Annotated in this window: 11 protein-coding genes and 3 pseudogenes; all 14 read left to right on the plus strand. The window is 36.6% G+C overall.

What is annotated here, in order from left to right:
* Positions 1 to 110 precede the first annotated feature (110 nt).
* A complete protein-coding gene (gene deoC, locus ABF682_RS02360) occupies positions 111 to 821 on the plus strand; it encodes a deoxyribose-phosphate aldolase (RefSeq protein ID WP_415618897.1) in 711 nt (236 codons plus the stop codon).
* A gap of 265 nt (positions 822 to 1,086) precedes the next feature.
* Entirely contained in the window at positions 1,087 to 1,821 is a 735-nt protein-coding gene (locus ABF682_RS02365) for a GntR family transcriptional regulator (RefSeq protein WP_415618898.1), read from the plus strand.
* Positions 1,822 to 1,993: 172 nt separating this feature from the next.
* The gene (gene coaA / locus ABF682_RS02370) at positions 1,994 to 2,914 is read left to right on the plus strand and encodes a type I pantothenate kinase (RefSeq protein ID WP_289980768.1); all 921 of its coding nucleotides are present in this window, start codon (positions 1,994 to 1,996) and stop codon (positions 2,912 to 2,914) included.
* Between the two features lie 137 nt (positions 2,915 to 3,051).
* Positions 3,052 to 4,590 carry a glutamine-hydrolyzing GMP synthase gene (gene guaA, locus ABF682_RS02375; protein ID WP_415618958.1) on the plus strand — a complete coding sequence of 513 codons (1,539 nt, stop codon included), beginning with the start codon at positions 3,052 to 3,054 and terminating at the stop codon, positions 4,588 to 4,590.
* A 170-nt stretch (positions 4,591 to 4,760) separates the two neighbouring features.
* Positions 4,761 to 5,858 (plus strand): hypothetical protein, encoded by a 1,098-nt coding sequence (locus ABF682_RS02380; protein WP_415618899.1) that lies wholly within the window; start codon positions 4,761 to 4,763, stop codon positions 5,856 to 5,858.
* 118 nt (positions 5,859 to 5,976) lie between these two features.
* Positions 5,977 to 6,358, plus strand: a pseudogene (locus ABF682_RS02385) (hypothetical protein); the annotation flags it as partial.
* A 236-nt stretch (positions 6,359 to 6,594) separates the two neighbouring features.
* Entirely contained in the window at positions 6,595 to 10,113 is a 3,519-nt protein-coding gene (locus tag ABF682_RS02390; RefSeq protein ID WP_415618900.1) for a hypothetical protein, read from the plus strand.
* A 1,018-nt stretch (positions 10,114 to 11,131) separates the two neighbouring features.
* Positions 11,132 to 12,775: a PTS transporter subunit EIIC gene (locus ABF682_RS02395; protein ID WP_415618901.1), complete on the plus strand. Its 1,644-nt coding sequence runs from the start codon at positions 11,132 to 11,134 to the stop codon at positions 12,773 to 12,775.
* A pseudogene (locus ABF682_RS02400) lies at positions 12,745 to 13,723 on the plus strand (transposase); the annotation flags it as partial. The gene ABF682_RS02395 and the pseudogene ABF682_RS02400, both read left to right, overlap by 31 nt.
* A gap of 196 nt (positions 13,724 to 13,919) precedes the next feature.
* Positions 13,920 to 17,606: a restriction endonuclease subunit S gene (locus ABF682_RS02405; RefSeq protein ID WP_415618902.1), complete on the plus strand. Its 3,687-nt coding sequence runs from the start codon at positions 13,920 to 13,922 to the stop codon at positions 17,604 to 17,606.
* A gap of 14 nt (positions 17,607 to 17,620) precedes the next feature.
* A complete protein-coding gene (locus ABF682_RS02410; RefSeq protein ID WP_415618903.1) occupies positions 17,621 to 18,253 on the plus strand; it encodes a hypothetical protein in 633 nt (210 codons plus the stop codon).
* Positions 18,254 to 18,577: 324 nt separating this feature from the next.
* Positions 18,578 to 18,802 carry a hypothetical protein gene (locus ABF682_RS02415; protein WP_415618904.1) on the plus strand — a complete coding sequence of 75 codons (225 nt, stop codon included), beginning with the start codon at positions 18,578 to 18,580 and terminating at the stop codon, positions 18,800 to 18,802.
* Positions 18,803 to 18,883: 81 nt separating this feature from the next.
* Positions 18,884 to 19,207 (plus strand): annotated as a pseudogene (locus ABF682_RS02420) (EmrB/QacA family drug resistance transporter); the annotation flags it as partial.
* A gap of 286 nt (positions 19,208 to 19,493) precedes the next feature.
* Positions 19,494 to 20,057 (plus strand): MFS transporter, encoded by a 564-nt coding sequence (locus tag ABF682_RS02425; protein ID WP_415618905.1) that lies wholly within the window; start codon positions 19,494 to 19,496, stop codon positions 20,055 to 20,057.
* Positions 20,058 to 20,171 lie beyond the last annotated feature (114 nt).

Consider the following 20,171-nt stretch of genomic DNA (forward strand, 5'->3'; position numbering starts at 1 on the left):
AGCGCAGTCTCTCACATTTATGGACATCTGTAAAAAGATGAAAAGAAAGTTGACTTTAATAGCAAATGATTTTATTATCATTATGTAATAACCTAATTGGAGGGATTAAAATGTCTGAGTATACTATTAATGACTTTGCACAGATGATTGATCATACAAATTTGCACGCATATGCAACAGATGCTGATATGAAAAAACTTTGTAATGAAGCTAAGAAATATCATTTTAAGATGGTTGCAATTAATCAAGTTCAATCTAAACTTTGCTCGGAATTGCTGAAAGAAACAGATATTGATACTGGTGCTGCAATTGCCTTTCCTCTCGGGCAAACGACAATTGAAGCTAAGGAATTTGAAACCAAGAATGCCATCGCTAATGGTGCTAATGAAATTGACTATGTTATTAATATCACTGAGTTAAAAGAAAAAAATTATGACTATATTGAGGATGAGATGACTAGAATTGTTAAGATTTGTCATGATGAAGAGGTTCTTTGCAAGGTTATTTTTGAAAATCCGTATCTTACAAAGTTCGAGATTAAACAAGTTGCACTTATTGCCAAGCGAGTTCGCCCTGATTTTATCAAAACTGCTACCGGATTTGGTCCGAGTGGTGCTACTGTAGAAGACGTTCAACTTATGAAAGAAATTGTTGGTTCAAGTGTATATGTTAAAGCGGCTGGAGGTGTTCGGAACTCGGACGATTTTCTTGCGATGATTAAAGCTGGTGCCTGTCGTATTGGTACCAGTTCAGGTATTGAAATCATCAATGCTTTGAAGAAGAGAATGAATGATGATGGTGTAAAAACAATGGAGTTGTAACATAAGTCGGGAAAATTTGAGTACTAACTCGAAATTGCGAACATAGCGGGTACTTTGCTATGAGTAATTCGAAGTTAGACGGAGCATTTTGACTTATGGAACATGTTTATACGGAATAAATAGAGGAGGTGGCTCAAAAGTTAAGCTTTGACCCACCCCTAAAAGTAAATATTAGTATTAAGATCACGGACATAAAAAGGCTAGTGGAGATTGTTAAAAAAGTTCTATAATACTATACTCACAGAACGTAAAAGGACGGTGGCTCATGGCAGTACCTAAGTACAAGTTTATTGAAGATGATATTAAGAAAAAAATTATTTCTGGGATCTACCCTAAAGACAGCATTATTCCTAAAGAAATGATTCTAGTGTCCCAATATAATGTTAGTAGACCTACTATTCGACAAGCTATTCAAAATCTTGTAAACGAGGGACTTCTCGAGAAAAAACGTCATCGTGGTACCAGGGTACGTCAAAATAAAATTAGTCAAGAATTTACCCACGTTATTGAAAGTTATGACAGTGAGATGCAATCTAAAGGACTAACAGCTAAAACTCAAGTTATTGTTTTCCGCAATGAAAATCCAACGCCGGAAGTTGCTGAAAAACTCGGCCTTGATGCGGACAGCTTGGTGTATAAATTAGTTCGTCTGCGTTTTGCAGGGACTGAACCTGTAGTCCTTGTTACTACTTTTCTTCCTTATGAACTCTTGAATAATTTTGATAAGATTGACTTTACAAAACATTCTCTCTATGATGAATTGGCAAAATGTGGTTATCCTATTACTCATGTTCGTCGCAAATTGGAAGTAATTGCTGCTGGTGAAACCACAAGTACGCTACTCAATGTCAAGATTGCTGAACCTCTTTTTTATTTTCACACTACTGGAGATACAAATGGGCAAAAGATAGAGTATTCAATTGCTAAGTACCGTGGTGATATAAACTACTTCATGTTTGATATTGATAAATCAGACACAACACGCGATTTGCGTATCTGATTTTATATCTATAATTACGTAATTACTCATAGCCAAAACCGGGCTATGTTCGTAATTCTTCGCTAGTACTTGAAATCTCCCGACTTGAATCACACTCTTATAAATAAAGCCTAATATTCAAACCGGTAAAATGCTATAATAATCTTAATTTAATTACAATGTAGGAGTAGCAATGTATAATCAGATGAATTATTACAAGATTCCACGTGATGAATGGCGGAACCTATACCAAAAATATCAAGTCTCCTTATCCTTAGAAGAATTATCACGGATTAAATCTGTCAATGACCGTATCTCATTAGCTGATGTGCAAGATATTTATCAGCCATTGGTGCATTTGTTAGGAATCCATATGAAATCACGGCAAGAGCTGATGAAGCAGCAGGCAGAGTTTTTAGGGATTGAAGCACACAAAGTTCCGTTTATTCTAGGAATCGCAGGAAGTGTTGCAGTGGGCAAGAGTACAACTGCCAGGTTGCTGCAAACCCTTTTAAGTACGACATATCCAGAGAAAAAGGTGCAATTAATTACAACTGATGGCTTTTTATATCCGAATAAGGAATTGAAGAGACGCCAGATAATGCAGCGCAAGGGCTTTCCTGAAAGTTATGATATGGGACGGTTGCTGACATTTACTAACGACGTGAAGAATGGGTTGCCAGCTAAGGCGCCTAGGTATTCTCATAAGGTCTATGATATAGTTCCCAACGAGTTTGATGTTGTAGACAACCCCGATATTTTGATTGTTGAAGGAATTAATGTGCTGCAGTTGCCAAGTAATCAGCAGCTATATGTCAGTGACTTCTTTGACTTTTCTATCTATGTAGATGCGCATGAGGATTTGATTCAAGGCTGGTATCTTGAAAGGTTTGAAACATTATTGGATACTGCATTTCAAGATCCTACCAATTATTATTATCCGTATGCAATTGGGGATCGAACTAAGGCAACCAGAATGGCAAGAGAGGTCTGGCTCACAATTAACAGGCCAAATTTGCGTGAATATATATTGCCAACAAGAAATCGCGCAGATTTAATCTTACATAAAATGCAAAATCATCTAGTAAACGAACTTTTTTTGCGTAAGTATTAGAAAATACTAAAAATTGTCCGGAATTTACTGGAAATTGCGTGAAATTGATTTGACCCTTAAAGCTCTAATCGGTAGAATAAAAGTAGTAAATGCTCCAAAATTTGAAGACGAGGTGAACCTTCTTGACTAATGTTGACATGCAGGCTTTTGACAAGATTATTGTGCTTGACTTTGGAAGCCAGTATAATCAATTGATTACCCGCCGAATTCGTGAGTTCGGTATCTATTCAGAATTGCTATCACATAACCTGACAGCTGCTGAGATTAAGAAAATGGCACCCAAGGGAATTATTTTCTCTGGTGGTCCTAATAGTGTTTATGATGAGAATGCTTTCCATGTGGATCCTGAGATTTTTGAACTCGGAATCCCTGTTTTAGGAATTTGTTATGGGATGCAGTTAATGGCAAATGAGCTTAATGGTAAGGTGGAAAGTGCTGATAACAAGGAATATGGCAAGGCTGATATTCATGTAGCATCCGCTGATGAACCAATGTTCAAGGAATTACCAGCTACGCAGACGGTTTGGATGAGCCATGGCGACTTAGTAACAAGTGTCCCTGAAGGATTCAGAATTGCTGCGACAAGTGCTAATTGTCCAATCTCTGCAATGTCAAATGATGAGAAGAAGTTCTATGGTTTACAGTTCCACCCAGAAGTACGTAACACAGAACACGGTAATGATATTTTGCGTCATTTTGCCTTTGATATCTGTAAGGCACGTGACAACTGGTCAATGGATGATTTCATTGATATGCAGATTGACAAAATTCGTGAAACTGTTGGTGATAAGAAGGTTTTGCTTGGTTTATCAGGTGGGGTTGATTCGTCAGTTGTGGGTGTCTTGTTGCATAAAGCAATTGGAACGCAGTTGACAAGTATCTTCGTAGATCATGGCTTGTTGCGTAAGGGTGAAGTTGAGCAGGTTATGGCAAGTCTTGAAGGAAAATTTGGGCTGAACATTATTCAAGTAGATGCTAAAAAGCGTTTCATGGATAAATTGGCTGGTGTTTCTGATCCTGAAAAGAAACGTAAGATCATTGGTAACGAATTTATTCGTGTCTTTGATGATGAGGCTGCTAAGTTAGATGGAATTGATTATTTAGCACAAGGAACACTTTATACCGATGTAATTGAATCGGGAACAGATACAGCACAAACAATCAAGTCGCATCACAATGTTGGTGGCCTGCCAGAAGATGTTCAATTCCAGTTAATTGAGCCTTTGAGGACATTATTCAAGGATGAAGTTCGTGAATTAGGTGAAAGACTTGGAATGTCATCTGACCTTGTCTGGCGTCAACCATTCCCAGGACCTGGTCTTGGAATTCGAGTGATTGGTGAAATTACAGAAGAAAAACTTAAAATTGTTCGTGATAGTGACTTGATTCTACGTGAAGAAATCGCTAATCATGGTCTTGAAAGGGAAATCTGGCAGTACTTCACGGTACTTCCTGGTATCCGTAGTGTCGGTGTCATGGGTGACGGTCGGACTTACGATTATACGGTTGGAATTCGTGCAGTTACTTCGATTGATGGGATGACTGCTGATTTTGCTAAGATTCCATGGGATGTCTTGCAAGCAATCTCAGTTCGAATCGTTAACGAAGTCGATCACGTTAACCGCATAGTGTACGATATTACGTCGAAGCCACCGGCAACGATAGAGTGGGAATAAAAGGTATATGTAATTGAAACCAGAATCCCCACCAAGTTTGGGCCGATTGAGGACTGAGTTGGCGGGGATTTTTTAGTAATAATATGTTGCAGTTGGAATGCAATGTTGCAGATTGTCGTGCGTTTGAGTAGTAGAATAGAAATAGGTAGCACCAATTAAAGGAGCAACGGATGAAGAATGCGGTAATTTTCGGAAATGGTCTAAATATAAAATTTGGCGGTAAAGATTATTCTAATGCCAAGATTATTCGGCGTGGATTCAATACGTTGCGCCAAGACCATAAAGTTTATGATGTGGTACCGCGGGAGACACTCGCCTTTTTTTCTAAACTTTACACACTAATTCCGGAAGTTCTATCAGGTGCTTATGATGACACTGATGATGTTCAGAACGACTCTTTGCTTAAACGATTTAAATCTGTTTATTCCAGTAGAACGTTGCATGATATGGGTGATATTGGGCTTGAGGATTATTTGTTTGTGGCACACTTAATATACTCTTCGCGAAGAAAATATCCTGTATTACCTGATGACAGAGATACTTTCAGCCTTGGTCAGGAGAACGAAGCATTAGAGTGTATACAAGATATGTTACTGATTGGAATTTATAATCATGGGAAAGTCAATCGATTGTTTAGTCGGTATTCCCCAGCATTCATTCAATTTGTGAATGCTTTTGATGCTGTGTTTACCACCAACTATGATTTGAACCTTGATAATATATATAGCAATACTGTACATCACATTCATGGACAATTTGACGTATTGAATCAGTTGTATGATCCTCACAGCTTAAGAAATTCGCTCAGTGACAAGCAGTTTGATGCAAATAAGCTAGCCAATAAGCCAGGGTATGAGTATCTTCATTCAACTGCGTTGATGGGTTACTCTGGTGAACTCAAATATCAGACTCTTGCCAACATGAATAATCTTTCGCGTCTGACAAAAGCCGATATTTTACAAGTTCCTGATAGTGGAGTTGATTTAAGAGAGAAACGACTTGCGTTGGAGGCGCAGCAGAAGATAGATGATGATCCGACACTTTCGTTTCAGTCTATGCTTGCAATCGAGAATTACGAAAGATTTTCTGGCGAAATATCGATAATTGGGTTGTCTCCGGAAAATGATAGTCATGTCTTCACAGACCGTGAAGGTGTTACATACAGATATTATTATTTTTCTGACCAAGATGTAAGGAGTGCAAAGAATACTCTCCCGTCTTCAACTGAGTATGTTTCAGTGGCTGAACTTTGGAATGCCCTTAATTAGTACCGAGTTCGATTGTATTAAGCGATGAAAACGGGGTACTTAAATTGTACTGGAGGGTAACTAATGAGTAGCAACTTTGATTTTTTGCAAGGCAACGAGGACAGTATGGACTACTTCCGCGCTGCAGATGCAGTATATATCCAGCAATGTGTCGAAGCGAGTCAAGGCGATTCCTAAGGCCAAAAGTAGTGTACCGTTCTGGACGAAAGCCGAGTTTGAACAAGTTATTGCTCAAATCTGTATTGATGACATCTATGGGCACCTGAACTTCGTGATGTTGTGGCTGTATTTCCTGACTGCGCGTCAACGAAGGAACTGTGTTGTATTTCATCAATGAGTTCAACGTCTCGGTGTTGGTGTTGCCCAAGTGCTTAGGGCATTTATCACCTGAGATTACACTCAAGCACTACTCGCACTTGTGGGGCGGGTTAGCGCCGCTGGAGATACGTTTGTGTGGGAATAATGTGCAGGTGACATTTGAGACGAAAAGCTTGATTTAACGGCGCTTTCGATTGAGTGAAACGAGTTGAAATAGGTAGAATTGAAGTGATTTTCTACCAGAAAAAGAAGAGCCAGTCCGGAGAAATCTGGGCTGGCTCTTCGTCTTACAAATGCTTGTTCTGTAAAACGATGAATTATGGTATGCTTGCTGATGAGATAGTTTTAAAACGTTGAAAATTTGAAAATATTTGGAATGAATTCATGAAGTGGTAAGTTACACAAGGAGGAGAATAAGGTGTCAAAACTACGACTTGAAAAATATGAGATAAGATCGCTTGGAGCTGCCGTATTTGCCTTAACTTCGTGGCCAGTTAACCGTCGATATCTGGGAGTTGTTGATCAATTGAATCGGGACTTCATCGCGTATGAACAAACTCAAGTATACGGTCATCAGAAGATTGAAAATTACCGGGATTTTGTTTGTTTTTATCAGGATGTAAAGGATCAGTATACAAAGGGTACATTTCCACCCGAGCCTTTTTCGGTGGACGTCGGAGAAGTTAAATTCTATTCGGATAAGAATCATAAATACTATCAAGTATTTATTGGAAATGGTTCTGAAGACACCTATGAAAGCTGTTATATTGTCGATCAACTAGCATCTTCGGATAATCAATTTTCTAATATATGGACAGGTATCTTAGAGTACGAAAATAAATTACTGAATATATTGTATGGAAACACAAGTCTCAATGACAAGTTTGAATCGGATTGGTCATGCCCAACAGTGGAATATTATCAAAATGTTTGCATTAATTACTCTGATTTTCAATCTAACCAACTTGCCGAGTTTTTCGAACAGTATCGAAGTATAAACGATGAATTATATCCCTTTTTTACTCATCAATTACATTTAGCGGTGTTTCTGCCAATGATGAAAGAAGTTTTTGAAGAGAAAGTTGAGCAGGAATGCCCGACAGAAAGTTTGGTGCATGCAACTGCTCAAACATTGCAGGAACGCGTTATTAGTAATTATACTAATCATACAAATGGAGTATTAGAATACCTTTGCTCGGCTACTATCTCTAATGATAAAGGTGATACCGTGTTAGAAGATGCATTGGTCTTGTTCGATAAAGATCGATGCGTTGTGATAATTGTTACGGACGAACCAGACGTTGTAACCCACCGGATTGAGTCAGTACTCAAAGAACGCGATGTGGAAATTAAGGGGAGACAGAGCATAGAGCTGAAAGCACATGTGGAAGTCCCCAAACGAATTAATATTTTCTATCAGCTGGTAACCGCTACAGATCTCTCACCTAACATCAACAAATCATCGTTCGGTGAAAGAGGTATGCGAAGTTGGATGTACAGTACAGATATTATAGCAATTGTAAATTATGCATCTAATATTCCTGAGATAGTAGATTTCTTAATGAGTTATGCAGATCCGACATCGTTAAATGTTGAAAAGATGTGGCTGACGTCTGGAGTAGCAGGTCTATTTCAAACATGGCACGAACAACACAAGGTTCTAAATGAGGGAGCGTCCCCACTTTCGTTGATGGTTTCGACATATATTGAGGCTGATGCGAATATAGAATTCTTTGCTTCATTATCACGTTCATTTCCATATGACGCGGGAAAAGAGTTCCTTAACCCACATCACTGGTATTTCCCAGAGAAAAGTGAGCGCGCTGCAGATCTAGAATTAAACTCAAAAGGAAATGAATCGCACATTACAGTGTACTCTGATCGAGATAACTCAATCATATTGTGCGAAAACAAGAGTATGTTGGAAGACTCACAGATTGAAGGTTTAATAACTGGTATACAATCATTTGAAGAAATCATCGATCGCGAATTGAAACAACACAAGAAACAAATACTTGGAAAACTGAATTATAGATATTTAAAAATTGTTATTTCCTCAAAAAAGTTGACAAAAATGCAATCTATGGGTGCTCTCGTTGAAAGCAACTATTACAGTATCGGCCGCAATGCAAGCGGAATTGTCGAAACGCTATTCGTAACCCCTAAGTGGGGGAAAATATTAGAAGACAATCTTGCGTCTGAAAAACGCGCCTTTGAGAATAGTTTACTCATTGATTTTGTTACTGTTTCGGATTTGAATGATAAAGAAATTCTTTTAGAGGAGATACATCAAGATGATCATGCAAGAAGAACCAGTGGTATCTCAACGGTAGAAGAGAGATACTACATTGATCCTCATATTCAATTCTTCAGTCCGAGTATTACTGCGGTTCACGAGGCGCGTCAGATAATAGCTTCAGTTGTTTACAAGCAACAGATTAAAGCCGGTAAGTATAAAGACGTGGAATCAGTTGAGCCGTTGAGATTGTTTTCATCCGAATTACGGATGAAGCTTGTTGACCTTTTGCGGTCTTTTAACGTGCGGTCATTACTTGTTGCTTTTATGAATTGGCACGCGGCTGATGTATTCCAAATCTCGTTGCATAAAAAAAGGCTTGAGTCTTTTTCGGAGGGCAGCCGATTAACCGAAGAAAGTCAGGCTGCATTTAGGAAGGAAACTATTAAATTACGTGAAGAAGCGAAACAATATCAAGGGGTAATGGAATATTTAATCGAAGCGTCACTCATATATGGCGGCAACTTATCTGAGCAAAATGTTACTGATAACGATAAGGAAAAAATGATTGCTTTAGCCAAATGGATTCTTGACTTTCAATCCGTTGATGATCAAGTTAAATCGGGGGCCGAGAACTGGGTTACTGTCAGTATCCAGGACAATGGAGTGGTTGATTTAATACCGACAACACATGCAGATTTAATCGGAACGCAGATTACTCAAGCACGTTATAAATTTGGAGATTTTGATAATCGTGATGAGACTTTGGACTCGAAATACTTCAAAGAATTTAAAGTAGCCTTCCAAACTGATACTGGAATTAACTTCAATGTGATGGTAAGTGTTCTCCAATTCTTAGCATGTTATGGAATCGTGAAAGAGCTCAAGCGTAGGCACAAAGTAACTGTCATTGGAAATGTTGTTGAAGCACCAATGGATGAACTGGCGATGGAATTTGATTTACAAACAACTTTAAGTATTGAAAACTTTTATCAAGTTATCAAATTTCTATGTTTAGATTCCTCTTCGTTAACTGATGGATCAGGCCTAATTCCAACATGGGAGAAAAAGCGACGTTCAAATAAGTACGTAGCAAAACCAATAGTGTTTTTTAATAATAAGATTGTTTATGAACCCGTAAATCTAAACAACACACTGTCCAACTGGTCCGTTGGTGCTTACAATTTCACACTACCCTACCAGTTGAACATGGCTAGCTCGAAGCGAGTGCTTGATAGATGGAAAAAAGAGTATGAAAATATAATTGTTCAAAATATTGCATCACTGTTCTTGCCAAATCGATTTATTACGCATGTAAATAAAGAATTATATAAGCTTGATAAAAAAGGCAGACATCCTCGGAATCTAGGAGATTATGATGTGATTGCCATCGCCCCTCAAAGACATGAGGTCTGGATTGTCGAAGTGAAATATTTACGCTTGGATCAAACTGCTTCCGAGAATATTGAGAGTCAGAGTGAATACTTCCTTGATAAGACGGCGAAAGGCGAGAAATTTTTGAAACGAGTTAATTACTTTGAAGCACATGTAGATGACATTATGCATAACATCGGTTTTAATGGTCACTTTACGGTTAGACCTTATTTTGTGGCGAATAAAATTGTCCGATCTCAATTCAAAGAATATCCATTTTCAATCTTAGGATTCAACGAGTTTCGTGCTGTCCCTGAACTTCAATAAAGAAATACTCTTAATTCAAAAAGGAGTAATCTAGTTTAGATCTTAGTATTATTAATAATCGTTGCTCTAACCTCAGTTTGCATTTTTGCCAGATATTGGTTCAAGTGCCGTCTATTCAGCCATTCTGCAATCTCTCTCATATCATCGTTTCACCAGGCGTACATTTGGATGATGTCATCCTTGGCGAAGGTATTCTACACGGTACTGATCTGGTCAGCCAGGCCGTTAATAGAGTGTTTTTGATGCTCAAGTTGCTCAGATTGCCACCGTTGCATTTCCAGATTATTGGTCATCAATTGTTTGGGGTGACGTTGAGTGCGTCACAGGCCTGCATGATTGTATCTGCGAGGGGTGAATACGCCGCGTTCTATCTTGGAGACAGTTTGCTCAATGATGCCTAGTCTGACTTAATGTGTATTGCTGGCAACATCACGATCGAGACGGCAAGCCAAAATCAGGTGCGGCTCGTGGGTAAATCAGGCGGTTAAGTACAAACAACTAAGACTAGCCAAAACGGCAGTTGAAATATAGAAAGCTAGTGATGTTGCGGGTTAACACCACTGAAGATAAGCTTGCGTGGGGAATAAAGTATATAACTAATTTAGTTTGCAATTACCAATAAAACAGTATCTTGTAATATAATTTTGATTTTTTTAGAGTGAGTAGGGATAATGTTTCCTATCTAAAAAGCCTACCTTATATTTGGTAGGCTTTTTAGTGCTTTTGGGTTATTAGGAAAAGGTAAAAGATAATAGCTTTGAACCCCAAACGATTTAATTGATTCCCACAAGATGATAAATATTACATTTTAAAATATAAGTGGTGAGATTATTTTTTATTGACAGCGCATACAATAAAAGGTTATACTCCTACTATAGATAAGTTTTGGACATGTAACTGGTAATGCAGGCAGGATCCGAAGACACCATTTAATGGCGTTTTTGGGTTCTGCTTTTTGTTTGTAAACTGGTTTGGGCCCGGTCCGACTTGTTAACTACAAATAGATGGAGGTTTAAACATGATTGATTATAAATCTAGTGCCAAGGATATTATTAGCCTTGTAGGCACAAAAGAAAATATAATTAAAGTTATACACTGCTCGACACGACTCCGCTTTACCTTGAGTGATTTTGACAAGGTAGATTTGAACGAATTAAAAAAAGTTACGGGTGTTATGGGGGCAATAATTGCAGCTGGACAATGCCAAGTAATCGTTGGTAACAATGTTGTGGAAATGTTTGATGCAGTTCAAGCGGAGTTAGGCGACCTTGGTGACAGTCCGAAAATTTCCCAAAAACAGAAAATGAAACCAGGTGCAGTCTTTCTTGATTTTTTAATAGGTGTTTTTCAACCACTAATTCCAGCCATTGCTGGTGGTGGAATGCTCAAATCAATTTTATTACTTTTTTCATCATTTGGTTGGATGAGTGCTACGAGTAGTACCTATAGTATTTTGAATTTAATTGGTTCTGCTCCGTTGATATTTTTACCATTACTAGTGGGATTTACAACTGCACAAAAATTAAATGTTAATCCTGTTGTCGCAATGTCGGCAGTCGCAGCATTATTATTACCTGATATGACTACTGCCTTAACTAAGGGTGCAACATTTTTGGGAATGGGTATTACCAATATTACTTATGCGTCACAAGTTTTTCCTGCAATTTTATGTGTGCTACTATATTCTATCCTTGAGCGTATATTGACCAAATATTCACCTAAAGCTATTCGTATATTCTTTGTGCCACTGGTCGCTCTTACAATAACAGTTCCTATCACATTACTCTTTCTCGGTCCGGCGGGCTATATTTTTGGAGAAGGATTTACTAAAATTATCTTTTTCTTTTATAGCTATTTTGGATTTGTTGCTACTGCATTGCTAGCAGGATTGTTACCGCTCCTAGTTTCATTAGGAATGCACAAAGCATTCATACCGTATGCGGTTGCCCAAGTTTCTACGACTGCTGGTGAACCACTTTATCTCCCAGCTTCGATTGGGCATAACTTTGCTGAAAGTGGTGTTTGTTTTGCAGTTGCACTACGAACTAAGGATAAAACTATTCGTGCAACTGCTATCTCAGCAACTATCTCAGCATTTTTTGGTATTACTGAACCGGCTCTTTATGGGATTACGCTACAAAATAAACGTGCTCTAGGAAGTGTAATGGCTGCTGGTGCTATTGGAGGTGGTCTAGTGGGCTTCTTCGGAGTTAAAGCATTTGTTGCTGTAGGCCCAGGTATTGCAAGTATGACCATGTTTACTTCTAAAACTGATAATAGCAATCTATTATGGGCCTTTGTTGGTATGGCAGTTACCATGATTATTTCCTTTGTAATTGGACTAATTACTTGGAAGGATCGTTCAGAGACAATTGAAGTTGCTGAAGAAAAGATAAAAATGCATAAGATTGGTGCAGTTAAATTGACTGCTCCGGTTATTGGTAAGATTGAACCAGTTTCTCAAGTTGGTGATAGTGTATTTTCTAGCGGAATTTTGGGTGAGGGGATTGCAATTATTCCAAAAGAGGGTAAACTCTTTGCCCCAATTGATGGGAAGGTTACTATGGTTTATGAAACTAAGCATGCATTAGGTATGACAACTGATGACGGAATCGAAATTCTTTTTCATAGGAAATGCTTGATAAAATTATCTTGCGATTAGAGAATAATTTGAAGGATCTGAATAAAAAAATTGAAAAAGAGTACACTTCTCCAAATCCAGACAAGTCTAAACGTCGAAAACTGAAATCGTTAAAAAGAAAACTTGGGTTACGCCAAACTAAGTTATTAGAACATAAAATACAAGCTGTATGGTAAACGAAATAGTTATTCGAAAACAGATCATGATGCAACTTTTATGCGTGTTAAAGAAGATTCAATGCTCAATGGGCAGCTAAAACCAGCTTATAATCTACAGATTGCCACGAGTAAACAATTTGTAACTGCCTTTGATATTTTTCAAAATCCAGGAGATACCAAAATATTAATTCCCTTTTTACAGCAGCAAAAATCAGCTGGAACTTTAGGTAAGTATATTGTGGCTGATGCAGGATACGGTTCAGAAACAAATTATCGATACCTTGAAGATGAGTTATCTGAACATACAGCGTTAATTCCATATGGAACAATGCTGAAAGAAAATGGTCGCAAATGGCAAAGTGACGACCGCAAGGTCATGAATTGGGCATATCATCCTAAAGACGATTATTTTATTGATCCACAAGGAGTTAGATTTAGTTTTTATGCTTACCGTAAGCGCAAAGACAAGTACAGATTTGTACGTGAATTTAAAGAGTATAAGGCAAACAAATATGATAGGGATTTTCAAGTTGATCACCGAGCTTTCACTAAAAACGGAAATCCTCGTAAAATAAATATCAATGGCGCATGGGAATATTTCAAAGCCAAGGAACGCAAGTTGCTTTCAAATCACCAAACTGGTTCAATTTACGGACGATGTAAAATAGATGCCGAATCAGTTTTTGGTGGATTGAAGGCTTGTTTGGGTTTTAAAAGATTTTCTGTTAGAGGTCTTGAAAAGGTAAAAAGAAAAGCTGGAATTGCCTTGATGGCAATGAATATTAGAAAATTGGTGGCGAAGGGCACCAATCATAACTGTTTTATAATCTCTTCTATTTTGAAGGACTTATGGCACAGCCCCTTTTGCGTATTAAGATAGATGGTACCTAGTGCTTATAGGTGTTGTTAATGGTATAATTAATAGTGAATTTTGTATGTAAAATGAATATATAAATTTAACATAGTACTAATAACTGATAATAAAACTATTTGGAGGATAAAACTCAATGGCGGATATTAAACCATGGCTCAATGCTTTGGGCTTTGATGAAAATAATGAACTGACGATTAAAGGCAATACAATAAGCATTGATTTAGATGCAACTGATAAAAATATTAACTACCCGCAATTAAAAGAAATAGGTAGAAATACAACAACAAATCTTTCAAGCCCGGAAAATTTTGTAGTACTTGAAGCAATTATTGGCTTGTTAAAGCAAGGTTATCAACCTAATCAAATTTCAATTGAAAAGGGTTATAAACTTGGACACGATACAAAATCTGGTAACGCAGATATTACGGTTGATAATAATGAAGGTAATCCATTTTTTATTATCGAAGCCAAAACGTATGGCGGTGAGTTTGAAAAAGAATGGAGTAACACTGCTAGAGATGGTGGACAACTATTTTCCTATGAAAAACAAGATAACAAGGCACAAGTACTTGTTTTATATTCTTCAAGAGTTATAAATGAATCTATCGAAAGAGTTTACCACGCAGTAAGCTTAAATGATAATGAAGATTTTTTGTCAACTTTAGATAATCCTAGAGGGTATAAGGACGCTAAGGGTGGAAACGACAAATTTGAAATTTGGCGGGATACATATCAGCAAGATTATGTCACAAATGGTGTTCTTGAAGAAAATATTGCGCCATTTACTTTTGGTAAACCAAAATCATCAACTGATGATTTGAATAAAATTACACATGATGAAGTTCGGAAAAAGTATAACCAATTTGCGACTATCCTTCGTAAGTATAATGTTGGTGGGCGTGAAAATGCCTTTGATAAACTAGTTAATTTATTCTTAGCTAAAATTGTTGATGAGCAACAAAATTCTGATGATCTACAGTTCAATTGGAAAGGTGTCGCACAGGACACATATTTTGAATTAGTTGATCGCCTGCAAAAATTGTATCAAGTTGGTATGGGAAAATTCCTTGATGAGAAAGTCTCATATGTTTCAGAAAAAGATGTAGTTGATTCCTTTAGACTTAAAAAAGATGCGGCTAAGGAAGCTATTTTGAAATACTTTAAAGAGTTGAAGTATTTTTCAAATAATGATTTTACTTTTTTAGACGTTTATAATGAACAGCTTTTCTATCAAAACTCAAAAATCCTAGTTGAAATTGTTCAAATGTTACAGGATATGAAGTTGAAAACAAAAGAACAAAATCAATTCTTGAGTGACTTGTTCGAAGGTTTTCTTGATAATGGTGTCAAACAATCAGAAGGACAGTTTTTTACACCACTACCGATAGTCAAGTTTATTGTTTCTAGTTTACCGCTTGAAAAAATCAATAATAGTACGGATATTCCCAAAGTAATTGATTATGCTAGTGGTTCAGGGCACTTCTTAAATGAATATGCAGAAGAAATCAAAAAATTTGTTACTTCAGAAAAGTTACCTGATTATTATTCTGAAATATACGGAATTGAAAAAGAATATCGCCTTTCAAAAGTTTCAAAGGTTTCAGCGTTTATGTACGGTCAAGATGATATTAATATTGTTTATGGCGATGCTCTAGTTGAGCACGAGGGAGTAAACAATAATAGTTATTCTGTTATTGTGGCAAATCCGCCTTATTCAGTTAAGGGCTTTTTAGGAACACTTACTGAAAGGCAACGAGCGAATTATGAACTGAATAAATTCGTCGATAAGATTGATACAAATAATAGTATTGAATTGTTCTTCTTAGAACGAGCTAAGCAATTGCTGAAATCGCAAGGTGTTGCAGGCATCATTGTTCCTAGTTCGGTATTATCAAATGGTAACTTATATTCAAAATCACGAAAAATGTTGATTGAAAACTTTGATATTATTGCAATCGCAGAGTTTGGTTCTAAAACATTTGGTTCGACCGGCACAAATACGGTTACTTTATTCCTACAGAAGAAACAATATCCACCAAAAGAATCAGATAACTATAAGTATGCTGTGGAACGATGGTTTTCTGACACAGATGTACTAGATGAAGATAGAATAGTAATTCAAGATTATTGTAATCTACTTGGCATAGAGTATGAAGATTATTGTGAATTACAAGATAATACCTTGGACAGATTGCTTGAAAACGAATTATTTGAAGAATACGTTGAGAATTTTGAAAAATCGGCTAATTACAAAAGGATATCCAAGAAAAAAGTAACAGCGAGATACTCTAAAGAAGAAAGGGATACTGAACTTGAAAGGGCTAAAATATCTTATGTAAAAGATATTGAACAAGAAAAAGCTACTTATTTTGCTATTGCTAATGCGCAAATTAGAGATGTCGTAATTGTCAAATCTCCAACGGATAATTCAGGAATGAAACAATTCTTAGGCTATGAGTGGTCTAAAAGAAAAGGACAAGAAGGAATTAAATACATCGGGAAAAATATTTCTGATGAAGATATGGAGACTTCTAAAAATCAGGCCATTAACAACATTCAAACTCCTTTGTTCAACCCGAATAATCTAATGGATGAAGATAAAATAAACTCAGTGATACGGAATAATTTTAATGGGGAATTGAATGTAATTCCAACTTCACTTGATAACTTTGCAAATACTTCTACTTTGGTTGATATGCTAGATTTTACTCGAACTAGCTTTGATACTCAAATTAAAACAACTTCTGATAAAAAAATTAAAATCATCAGTAAATATCCGTTAGAAAAATTGGGAAAGATTGCAAATGTTCAAAAAGGAACTACAATTACACAAGCTCAAACAAAAGAAGGAAATATAAAAGTTGTTGCGGGTGGTATTGATTATGCATATACTCATGACACTGCTAATCGTTCTGCGGAGATTATTACAATTTCTGCCTCAGGCGCAAATGCAGGCTTTGTTAATTATTGGGATGAACCAATTTTTGCAAGTGATACTATAACTGTTCAAACTGATAATAAACAGGAGACGCAATATATTTATAATTTCTTGAAGTCGCGACAGAACTTGATTTTTGAATTGGCAAGGGGTGCTGCTCAACCTCATGTTTATCCAAAAGATGTATCGAAAATACCTATCCCGCAAGTTCCAGATGATGTTCAGAAGAAAATAATTGAATCAGTTGAAAAACTGGATGAAAAATATGAAACTTCTCGCATGAAGATTGAAGATTACAGAAAACAAATATCAGAAATCTTCCAAAGCCTTGATATACTAAGAGGTGCGTGGATTAGCCTTGGAAAAGTTGGCGAGATGCAGATGTGTAAACGAATTTATGCGAAAGAAACTACTTCATCGGGAGATGTCCCTTTTTATAAAATTGGTACGCTTGGAAAGGCTCCGGATGCATTTATTACTAGAGAAAAATATGAAGAATATAGAACCAAATATCCATTCCCCAAAAAAGGTGATGTCTTGATTTCTGCATCAGGAACAATTGGCAAAACTTTTGTTTATGACGGTGAAGATGCATATTTTCAAGATAGCAATATAGTATGGATAGAAAATGATGAAAAACTAGTAAGCAACGAGTATCTAGCAAAAGTTTTACCATATATAAATTGGACATCTTCTGATGGTTCAACTATTAAGAGACTTTATAGTCGTGACCTTTACAATACGCAGTTGCCAGTATTTAATAATCAAAAAGAAGTTATAAATAAAATTTCATCATTAGAAAGTGAAATTTCAACTGAAGAAAGTATTATGGATAGTGTTCAAGAATCTAAAAATCAAATTCTTGATAACTTTTTAAGATAGGTGATTTGAAAGACATGGTAAAACGGTTATTATACTCGAAAACTATTCAACTAATTTATTCTCAGGCTTCAAAGTGCATTGATGATAAATATATTGAGTGGGCAGAACGACGACAACGTCCTGCTAAGATAACTATTTATTCTGATACTAAATTATTAACCAATGTGTTGAGTTACCACAAAACTAAGAAAATTAAGAATGGAAATTATTCCAAACTTATTACTTTAGACTTGGCAAAATCTTTAGTAGAAAATCTGGGCTTCAACAATCTAAATGAAGTTTTTTGGGGTGATCCCCGAGAATATTTTAAGAACTTCTTCGTTACTTTGCTCTTAGAAATCCAAGAATCAGCGGATTATATTGGTTATTTCTGGAATATACCGTTATCAACACAGGAAGAAATTGAAACATTCTATGAAAAATATGAAAATAGAATACTGAATGACGGGAAGAAAACTAATTCCCTATTATCAACATTCATTGGCTTTACTTATAACGGTTATGAGAGCATTGAGCAAAGCGGGGATATTTTTCAGTGGCAAGATGTGAAAGTTGATAATAGCTACTTGAAAAACGTCAGCTCAAAAACTTTGACATTTGAAAATTTGCCTAGTTCACTCGACGTATTTGTTAAGAAGGCTTATTAAAGTTTATTTGGCTCGTTGGATTTGATGAATTTCATGAACTTCTTGATGAAGAGAGCAAGAAAGAACACGGTTTTCAACCGTTAAAAATAAGGGAAAAAACGGATAGTATTTGAAGCATAAAACCTTCGCATTAGTGCGGGGGTTTTATTTTTTTATTTTTAAAGCCCATACATATTAAGAAAAAATCGGGCATACTTAGTTCATCAAGTGCAGCAGAGCTTGATAACAAGTCGTCATGTCTGTCGCGAACGACACGGCGAAGGGGTCGGTTAACTGCTGATATCCGATACTACTAAAGTGAGGTGAAGAGTTACTCGTAATTCAGTGAGCGTATACAGTGTAGAAACGACCGCAAAATATCTTGCGGATGAAATCAAGGGGTATAAACTTTACTTTTCACAAGAAGGCGTTAATCCTTTTGCTGTGAAGTTTGAAAAAATGCCTTCCTTGCCACCGTTCTTATCAGAGGTGAAATTAGACAACTTAGAAGCAATTGAAATTCATTCTAACGTTTATTTTAGTGCAGAAGGGGTGCGTGTGGTCAAATGATACCAAGTGCTATAAAATTAGCAAAGTATTTAGTACAAGGGCTAAACATGGCATTGCAGATTAGCGGAGAAACTAGCTACAGCCCATGTCGTCTTAATGATTGGTGTGCCACTGGCAATGTCTCCGTCCCAAACACATGGCTTAAATGCCTTAACGGGGCCAATTGCAGCTGACGGTAGCACTATTATGAATACATTACAGCAAGTCGTTGGGGCCATTTCAACAGCAATTGCCACTAGTCTACTAAACATAGGCCAGGCATCTTACTATGCTAATGCTGGCCATCAAGCTGCCAACGCATTTGTGAACGGTACTCATTATGGCTTCTATTTTACGTTTATTTTAGCTCTTGTCGGTTTAATACTTGCAACGCAATTATCAAAAAAACTATTAAATAATCTTTAATCAATGTTAATATTGCTAGGTATTCCGTCCCATTTGTTAAATTTTTTAATGAGCCATATGAGTGATTACAACCCAGTTATTAATGATCATTTGCGACCTACCATTTAAGCCTTTTTTTGTATTACCCATTTTGTTGCACAAACAAGCCTATATATCGTTGAATATACCTTGTTTAGCTTTTATTTACTGCTAAAATGTTGCCAAAAACATGATTGATTTCAATCTGTTGGCTTGTATAATCTCTAAGAGAAAGCATTTACAGATAGATGATAAGGCAGGTAGGGTAATGTTTGAAAGAAGGATTTATTGGGCAATTAGTGCATATTTTTTCTTTTTCCTTGTTAGCTTTGCAGCATGTTATTCTTTATATTCAATTTGGTTAAGCAAATCCCTTGGCCTAAATGGGACGGATTCAGGGATTGTGTTTGATCTTAATGCGGCAGTAACCTTAGTTGCTCAGCCACTTTATGGGTATATTCTTGATAAGTTGGGATTGAAGAAAAATGTCCTAATTTTCCTAGGTGTTTTATTAGCATTTTCAGGTCCATTTTTTATTTATGTTTATGGCACTTTGTTGACTAATAATCTGATAATTGGTTCTTTGGTTGGTGGGGTGTACTTAGGGATTGGATTTCAAGCAGGTTTAAGTGCACTCGAATCTTATGCACAAAAACTTAGTTTGAAGTATGGATTTGAATATGGACGGGCTAGAATGTGGGGGTCACTAGGTTGGGCTGCAATTACTTTTTTTGCTGGGAAATTATTCACTATTAATCCAGACTACAATTATTGGATTGCTTCAGGTGCAGCCATAATCATGTTAGTTATTATTTTATCGACTAAAGGTTGATACCAAATATTATAGGGGTGTTCTGCTTTTTAATACGATTTGTAATTAAATGTTGATAAACATAGAAAATCTATGAATAATGTTAGTAACTAATGAACATTAAAGATTGACATG

This window comes from Liquorilactobacillus sp. (assembly GCF_047719775.1).
GTDB lineage: Bacteria > Bacillota > Bacilli > Lactobacillales > Lactobacillaceae > Liquorilactobacillus.

What these genes read in the sequence shown, in the direction of transcription:
- ABF682_RS02410 (WP_415618903.1), top strand. Translation starts at nt 17,621, where the DNA reads ATGGTAAAACGGTTATTATACTCGAAAACTATTCAACTAATTTATTCT.
- ABF682_RS02405 (WP_415618902.1), top strand. Translation starts at nt 13,920, where the DNA reads ATGGCGGATATTAAACCATGGCTCAATGCTTTGGGCTTTGATGAAAAT.
- ABF682_RS02395 (WP_415618901.1), top strand. Translation starts at nt 11,132, where the DNA reads ATGATTGATTATAAATCTAGTGCCAAGGATATTATTAGCCTTGTAGGC.
- ABF682_RS02365 (WP_415618898.1), top strand. Translation starts at nt 1,087, where the DNA reads ATGGCAGTACCTAAGTACAAGTTTATTGAAGATGATATTAAGAAAAAA.
- ABF682_RS02380 (WP_415618899.1), top strand. Translation starts at nt 4,761, where the DNA reads ATGAAGAATGCGGTAATTTTCGGAAATGGTCTAAATATAAAATTTGGC.
- ABF682_RS02425 (WP_415618905.1), top strand. Translation starts at nt 19,494, where the DNA reads ATGTTTGAAAGAAGGATTTATTGGGCAATTAGTGCATATTTTTTCTTT.
- guaA (WP_415618958.1), top strand. Translation starts at nt 3,052, where the DNA reads ATGCAGGCTTTTGACAAGATTATTGTGCTTGACTTTGGAAGCCAGTAT.
- deoC (WP_415618897.1), top strand. Translation starts at nt 111, where the DNA reads ATGTCTGAGTATACTATTAATGACTTTGCACAGATGATTGATCATACA.
- coaA (WP_289980768.1), top strand. Translation starts at nt 1,994, where the DNA reads ATGTATAATCAGATGAATTATTACAAGATTCCACGTGATGAATGGCGG.